General features: G+C 73.3%; 7 protein-coding genes and 1 pseudogene. 1 reads left to right on the top strand and 7 read right to left on the bottom strand.

What is annotated here, in order from left to right; genetic code table 11:
* From SACPADRAFT_RS33110 to SACPADRAFT_RS0216205, 3 genes and pseudogenes are all read right to left on the bottom strand, one after another.
* Window positions 1-262, bottom strand: a pseudogene (locus tag SACPADRAFT_RS33110) (ATP-dependent DNA ligase); the annotation flags it as partial.
* A 276-nt stretch (window positions 263-538) separates the two neighbouring features.
* Window positions 539-1,024, bottom strand: a complete 486-nt coding sequence (locus tag SACPADRAFT_RS0216210; protein ID WP_040924472.1) for a potassium channel family protein — start codon at window positions 1,022-1,024, stop codon at window positions 539-541.
* Between the two features lie 113 nt (window positions 1,025-1,137).
* Window positions 1,138-2,535, bottom strand: coding sequence for a class II fumarate hydratase (locus tag SACPADRAFT_RS0216205; RefSeq protein WP_007025770.1), 1,398 nt, complete (start codon window positions 2,533-2,535; stop codon window positions 1,138-1,140).
* A 95-nt stretch (window positions 2,536-2,630) separates the two neighbouring features.
* Between SACPADRAFT_RS0216205 and SACPADRAFT_RS0216200 the strand changes: the two genes are divergently transcribed.
* Window positions 2,631-3,626, top strand: coding sequence for an NAD(P)/FAD-dependent oxidoreductase (locus tag SACPADRAFT_RS0216200; protein ID WP_007025769.1), 996 nt, complete (start codon window positions 2,631-2,633; stop codon window positions 3,624-3,626).
* Between the two features lie 63 nt (window positions 3,627-3,689).
* On the opposite strand, the gene glpX is transcribed toward SACPADRAFT_RS0216200, so the two are convergent.
* The 4 genes from glpX to xseA all read right to left on the bottom strand — a co-directional run bounded on the left by glpX (window position 3,690) and on the right by xseA (window position 6,890).
* Window positions 3,690-4,739 carry a class II fructose-bisphosphatase gene (gene glpX, locus SACPADRAFT_RS0216195; RefSeq protein WP_007025768.1) on the bottom strand — a complete coding sequence of 350 codons (1,050 nt, stop codon included), beginning with the start codon at window positions 4,737-4,739 and terminating at the stop codon, window positions 3,690-3,692.
* 94 nt (window positions 4,740-4,833) lie between these two features.
* Window positions 4,834-5,076, bottom strand: a complete 243-nt coding sequence (locus SACPADRAFT_RS28210; RefSeq protein WP_040924496.1) for an exodeoxyribonuclease VII small subunit — start codon at window positions 5,074-5,076, stop codon at window positions 4,834-4,836.
* Between the two features lie 110 nt (window positions 5,077-5,186).
* Window positions 5,187-5,687: a hypothetical protein gene (locus SACPADRAFT_RS0216185; protein ID WP_007025766.1), complete on the bottom strand. Its 501-nt coding sequence runs from the start codon at window positions 5,685-5,687 to the stop codon at window positions 5,187-5,189.
* 9 nt (window positions 5,688-5,696) lie between these two features.
* Window positions 5,697-6,890, bottom strand: coding sequence for an exodeoxyribonuclease VII large subunit (gene xseA, locus SACPADRAFT_RS28205; RefSeq protein ID WP_040924495.1), 1,194 nt, complete (start codon window positions 6,888-6,890; stop codon window positions 5,697-5,699).
* Between the last annotated feature and the right edge of the window lie 134 nt (window positions 6,891-7,024).

Below are 7,024 nucleotides of genomic sequence, written 5' to 3'. Positions count from 1 at the left end.
CGGCGATCTCGCCCAGCAGGGCGTCGACCTCGGCGACGGTCAGCGTGGGCTCCGCTGCGGGTGCGGTGCGCAGCCCGGACAGCGTCCGCCACCCCACCCCGATGCGGCCCTGGGTCGGCGTCCCGGTCAGGAAGGCGACCGCGGCGGCGAGTTCGTCGGCCGGTGCCCCGGTCAGCAGTTCCGCGAGCTCGGTGGTCTTCGCCGTCCGCGACCGCGTCGCCGCCAACCGCCCAGACACCCGCACGAGCTCGTGCAACCACATGCCGCCATCCTCCCCCGCCACCCCGCGAGTCGCCCCTCCATGCCCGCGAGTTGACGCCTCACGTCCGCGAGTTGCCTCCGCAGGTCGGCGAGTTGCCCGTCCCCGCCCGTGAGTTGTCACTTCGTGTGGGCGCGTCGACTGCACCTCACGTATTGACTCGCGAACACGGGGTGCCACTCCGCGGGTGTCGGGTGCCAACTCGCAGGTACGGGGTGCCAACTCGCAGGCATGGAGTGGCAACTCGCGGGTGTGGGGTGGCGACTCGCCGGGGGAGGGTCAGGTGGGGTGGCGGCGGGTGGCGACGTCGACGGCGCCGACGATGACCTTGGCGACCACGCCCACCAGGATCAGGCCGACGATCATCTGGATGGTGACCACGATCCGGGCGGGCTCGGCCACGGCGGCGATGTCGCCGAAGCCGACGGTGGCGAAGACCGTCATCGTGAAGTACAGCGCGTCCGTGCGGCCGACCGGTTCGGTGAACGCGTCCGGATCGGCGCCCGAGATGAGGGTGTAGGTCGCGGCGAACACCACCAGCAGCAGCGGCACGATCACCCCGAGCGCCTCCATCGCGCGCAGCCGGGGCCGCCCCGACCGCGCGACCGCGACGATCTGCCGGACGACGACCACCCCGAGCAGCGCCAACGCGAGCCCGAACCACGGCCACGCCACCGTGTCCGGCCTGCCCTCCAGCGGGGCGAGGTAGTAGCCGGTGACGAGCAGGGCCACCGACGCGGCGGTGCGCACGGACGCCGCCGCCACCGCACGGCGGGTGCCCGGGGGCCTCGCCTCTCGTCCGGTGGACACGGTCGCGGGCGGGTCAGCGGGTGCGCGACCGGGGGCGGGGCGGGGTGGTCGCCGACGGCCTCATCGGATCACCGGCCTCCCCGCGCCATGCGCAGCACGTCGAGGGCCTCGTCGAGTTGCGCCTCGGTGAGTTTCCCGTCGGCCACGTGGCCGCGTTCGAGGACGACGTCGCGGATCGGCCTCAGCTCCGCCAGTGCCTGCTTCGCCACGGCGGCGGCCTCCTCGTACCCGAGGTAGGCGTTGAGCGGGGTGACGATCGACGGCGACCCCTCGGCGTAGGCACGGGCGGTGTCGGTGTTGACGGCCAGCCCGGCGAACACCTTGTCCGCCAGCAGCCGGGCGGAGTTCGCGAGCAGCCGCGCCGACTCCAGCACGTTGCGCGCGATCACCGGCAGGTTGACGTTGAGCTGGAAGTTGCCCTGCGACCCGGCGAAGGACACGGTCGCGTCATTGCCGATGACCTGCGCCGCCACCTGCATGGTGGCCTCGCAGATCACCGGGTTGACCTTGCCCGGCATGATCGACGACCCGGGTTGCAGGTCCGGCAGCGCCAGCTCCGCCAGTCCGGTGCGCGGTCCGGACCCGAGCCAGCGGACGTCGTTGGCGATCTTGTTCAGCGACACCGCGATCGTGCGCAGGTGTCCCGAGGTCTCGACCACGCCGTCCTGGGTGGCCTGTGCCTCGAAGTGGTCGCGGGCCTCGGCCAGCGGCAGCCCGGTGACTTTCGCCAGCTCCTCGGCGACCGCGCCGCCGAACCCGGCGGGCGCGTTGAGGCCCGAGCCCACCGCCGTCCCCCCGATCGGCAGTTCCCCGAGCCGGGGCAGCCCGCTGCGCAGGCGTTCGATGCCGAACCGCACCTGCGCTGCCCAGGCGCCGGCCTCCTGGCCGAGGGTCACCGGCACGGCGTCCATCAGGTGCGTGCGGCCGGACTTGACCACGTCGGCCCACTCGGCCGCCCGCCGTTCGATCGTCGTCGCGAGGTGGTCCAGTGCGGGCACGACGTCGCTCAGCACCGCCTCCGTCGTCGCCACCCGGATGGTGGTGGGGAAGGTGTCGTTGGACGACTGCGAGGCGTTGACGTGGTCGTTGGGGTGCACGTCCCGCCCGAGTGACCGGGTCGCCAGCGTCGCGATCACCTCGTTGGCGTTCATGTTCGACGAGGTCCCCGAACCGGTCTGGAACACGTCGATCGGGAAGTGCCCGTCGTGGTGCCCCTCGGCGACCTCGTCGGCCGCCGTCGCGATCGCCGCGGCGAGGTCGCCGTCGAGGACGCCGAGCCGGGCGTTGACCCGCGCGGCCGCGGCCTTGAGCAGGCCGAGCGCGCGGATCTGGGCGCGCTCCAGACCACGGCCGGAGATGGGGAAGTTCTGCACGGCCCGTTGGGTCTGCGCGCGGTAGAGGGCGTCGGCCGGCACCGTGACCTCGCCCATCGTGTCGTGCTCGATCCGGTAGTCCTGTTCCGCCATGGGGCCAGTCTGGCGCAGTTCGGGATCAGTCGCCCGGTGTCGTGGGGCACTAGACTGCGCCACGGCCCCCACCAACGGCGGAAGGGCGGTGGGACATGAGTGCGTCCGAGACGGTGTCGGTCGACCTGGTGATCGTCGGAGCCGGGCCGACCGGCCTGTACGCCGCGTACTACGCGGGATTCCGTGGCCTGTCGACGGCGGTCGTCGACTCGCTGCCCGAGACGGGCGGTCAGATCACGGCGATGTACCCGGAGAAGATGATCTACGACGTGGCCGGCTTCCCTGCCGTGCGGGGGCGGGACCTGGTCAAGGGGCTCGTCGAGCAGGCCGCGCAGGCCGACCCCACCTACCTGCTCGGCCGCAAGGCCGACACGCTCACCACCGTCGACGACGAGCTGGAACTCAGCCTGGACGACGGTGTTCTCGTGCGCGCGGGCGCGATGCTGATCACCGCGGGCATCGGTGAGTTCACCCCACGCCCGCTGCCCTCGGGGCAGGAGTGGCTCGGGCAGGGCCTGGTGCACTTCGTGCCCGCCCTCGACGCGCACGCCGGGCAGGACGTCGTCGTGGTCGGCGGCGGCGACTCCGCGTTCGACTGGGCGCTGGCCCTGCGCCCGATCGCGGCGAGCGTCACCCTCGTGCACCGGCGGGCGAAGTTCCGGGCCGCCGAGTCGATCGTGAAGCAGGCCCGGGACGAGGGCATCCCGATCATCACCGACGCCGAGGTCACCGCCCTGCGCGGCAGCGGACCGGACGGCACCGGCGCGCTCGCGCAGGTGGACCTGGAGATCCGGGACGGGCGGCGGATGACGCTGCCCGCCCAGGCCGTGGTCGCCGCCCTCGGGTTCACCGCCGACCTCGGCCCGATCGAGAACTGGGGCCTGCGGATCGAACGCCGGTCGATCGAGGTGGACACCACGATGGCCACCGCGCGCGACCGGGTGTACGCGGCCGGTGACGTCGCCGCCTACCCCGGAAAGGTCAAGCTGATCGCCACCGGGTTCGGCGAGGCGGCCACGGCGGTGAACAACATCGCCGTGGCGCTCGACCCGAAGGCGAAGCTCTTCCCGGGCCACTCCAGCGACGCCTGACCCCGGCGGTTCCGGGACCCGGGTGCCGGGACCCGGGTGCGGAGTCCCGGGTCCCGCGGCCGGTCAGGGGATCGGCGGGGTGGCGTCCTCCGGGGCGCCGTCGAAGTCGACGGACGAGAAGTCCCGCAGCTTGGTCAACCGGTGGTAGCCGTCGATCAGCCGCACCGTGCCGGACTTCGACCGCATCACGATCGACTGCGTGGTGGCCCCGCCCGCGCGGTAGTGGGTGCCGCGCAGCAGGTCGCCGTCGGTGACGCCGGTGGCGCAGAAGAAGACGTTGTCACCGCGCACGAGGTCGTCGGTGGTGAGCACCTTGTCGACGTCGTGCCCGGCGTCGACGGCCTGCTGCCGCTCGGCGTCGTCCTTCGGCCAGAGCTTGCCCTGCAACTCACCGCCGAGGCACTTCATCGCGCACGCGGCGATGATGCCCTCCGGCGTGCCGCCGATGCCCAGCAGCATGTCGACGCCGGTGCTCGGCCGCGCGGTCGCGATGGCGCCCGCGACGTCGCCGTCGCTGATGAACCGGATGCGGGCACCCGCCTCGCGGACCTCCTCGACGATCCGGTCGTGCCGGGGTCGGTCCAGGATACAGACCGTCACGTCGGAGACGCCGCTGTTCTTCGCCTTGGCGACCCGGCGGATGTTCTCGGCGATCGGCGCGGACAGGTCCACCGTCCCCGCGGCCTCCGGCCCCACGGCGAGCTTCTCCATGTAGAACACCGCCGACGGGTCGAACATCGCGCCCCGCTCGGCGACCGCGAGCACGGCGAGCGCGTTCGGCATGCCCTTCGACATCAGCGTCGTGCCGTCGATGGGGTCCACGGCCACGTCGCAGTGCGGGCCGTCGCCGTTGCCGACCTCCTCGCCGTTGAACAGCATGGGCGCCTCGTCCTTCTCGCCCTCGCCGATCACGACGACACCCCGCATCGACACGGTGCCGATCAGCTGGCGCATGGCGTCCACGGCGGCACCGTCCCCGCCGGTCTTGTCGCCCTTGCCGACCCAGCGGCCCGCGGCCATCGCCGCGGCCTCGGTGACCCGGACCAGTTCCATCGCGAGGTTGCGGTCGGGTGCTTCGCCCCGGCGACTACCGGACTGGCTGGCGGTGGTCATGATGCCTCCCGATGGCGTGTCTGGAACTGTCTACGACAAGCGTGTCGCTCCCTGTCGGGTCGCCGGTACCCGGCTCACGGGGGTGTCGCGCACGTCACCGTGCCCGGTCCTCGTCGGGCCCGTCGGAGCCGTCCCCGGACGGCGTGTCCTCAACGGTAGCCAGCGCGGCCTCGATGCGCTCGCGTGCACCGTCGAGGTGCCGCTCACACAACCGGGCCAGTCGCTCACCCTTCTCCCACAGCGCGAGCGACTCCTCCAGGGACAGGCCACCCGCCTCCAGGCCCCGCACGACCTCGATCAGCTCGTCGCGCGCCTGCTCGTAGCCGAGCTGCTCCAGACCGTCCGGGTCGGTGTTCCCCCCGGCCCCGGTGTCGGCTCCCCCGGGGCTCACCGTGTCGGCACCCGCGCCGGTGTCGTCGTCCTGCGGGGTCTGTTGCGCGTCGTCGCTCACGTGTCCGTCTCGTCCGTCCCACTCGGTGCTGCCCCACTCGGTGCTGTCCCGGCCGGTGCCCTCCCGGCCGCCGGTGCCGCCCGGCCGCCGGTCGGGACCGGTCCGCGGGCGCACACTACCGCGCCGGCCATCGCGTGGTCGTAGGTGACGAAGGCGCGGGCGAACTCACCCCCGTCGGACTCGGCGAGCGCGCTCTCCAGCCGTGTCTGCGCCCCGGCGACGCGGTGGCGGTGCGCCGAGCCCGCACCGAACCACCAGCGTTTCCCCACGTAGCACGCGGTCGCCTCGGACAGTCCCCGCAGCCTGCCGACCAGCTCCGGGGGGTCGGTCGTGCGACATCCGGCGAGCAGCACGGTCCAGCTGCGCACGGCGGCGGCCTCGACCTCGTCCGCTCGGGCACGCACGGTCCGGACCTCCTCGGGGACCGCTCCGTCCGACTCCGCGCACAGGCGGGCGAGGGTGCCGGTCGTCAACGGCAGAAAGGCGCATCCGTGCATTCGCCGACCTCATTCCTCCCGTGTCTCCACCACCGCCCGCACCGCCCCGTCCGTGACCCGGACCCGCAGCGGTGTGCCGTCGGTCACATCGGCGACCGATCGGAGTACTCTCAGGTTGCCCGAATCGTCGGTGTACTGCACGACGGAATACCCACGTTCCAGCGTCGCCGACGGCCCCAGCGCGGTGAGCCGGGCCCGCGCGGACGCGAGCGCGGTCTGCTCGCGGGTCAGCTCGGCCAGCACCGCGCGCCGTCCGCGTTCCCGCTGGGTCTCGACCTCGACCTGCCTGCGCTGGACGGGTCCGAGCGGGTCGGCCAGGGCCGGGCGGCTGCGCAGCTGGTCCAACAGTCTGCGCTGGGTGTCCACCCAGCCGTGCAGGGACCGGCGCGCGCGGTCGCGCAGCTGGTGCACCTTCGCGGTCTCCTCGGCGACGTCCGGCACCACGCGCTTGCCCGCGTCGGTGGGGGTGGAGCAGCGCAGATCCGCGACGTGGTCGAGCAGCGGCGAGTCGGGTTCGTGCCCGACGGCGCTGATCACGGGCGTACCCGCGGCGGCGACCGCCCGGCACAACGCCTCGTCGGAGAAGGGCAGCAGATCCTCCACGCTCCCGCCGCCGCGGGCGATGACGATCACGTCGACGTCCGGGTCGGCGTCGAGCGTGGACAAGGCCCGCAGGATCTGCGGCACCGCGTGCGCGCCCTGCACCGCGGTGTTCAGCACCCGCATCCGCACCGCGGGCCAGCGGCCCTGGGCGTTGACGAGCACGTCGTGCTCCGCGGCCGAGGCGCGCCCGGTGATCAGCCCCACGCCCCGCGGCAGGAACGGCAGGCCACGCTTGCGTTCGGCCGCGAAGAGTCCCTCCGCGGCGAGCAGCTTGCGCAGCCGTTCGATCCGGGCCAGCAGCTCCCCGATGCCGACCGGACGGATCTCGTCGGCGCGCAGGCTCAGGGTGCCCCGGCCGAGGAAAAACGACGGCCTGCCGTGGACGACGACGCTGGCGCCGTCCCGCAGCGGCGGGTCCGCGGCACGCACCATGCGCGCGGGGCAGGTGACGGTCATCGACACGTCGGCGGCCGGGTCGCGCAGCGTCACGAACGCGGTCTGGGTGCCGGGGCGGGCCGAGATCTGGGTGACCTGGCCCTCCACCCAGACCGCCCCCAGCCGGTGGATCCAGTCCGCGATCTTGCGCGCGACCGTGCGCACCGGCCACGGGTTCTCGGCGGTGGAGGGCGCGTCGGCCGCCCTGCCCCCGGTCTTCGCTCCGGCCTTCGCGTCGGCCTTCGCGTCGGCCTTGCCGCCTGCCTGTCCCCCCGGCTGTCCGCCCGAGCGCCCGCCGG

It is taken from the genome of Saccharomonospora iraqiensis subsp. paurometabolica YIM 90007 (assembly GCF_000231035.2).
In the GTDB taxonomy this organism is placed as follows: Bacteria; Actinomycetota; Actinomycetes; order Mycobacteriales; family Pseudonocardiaceae; genus Saccharomonospora; species Saccharomonospora paurometabolica.
Note: the sequence above shows the minus strand (reverse complement) of the source record. Positions and strands in the feature narration are given on the sequence as shown.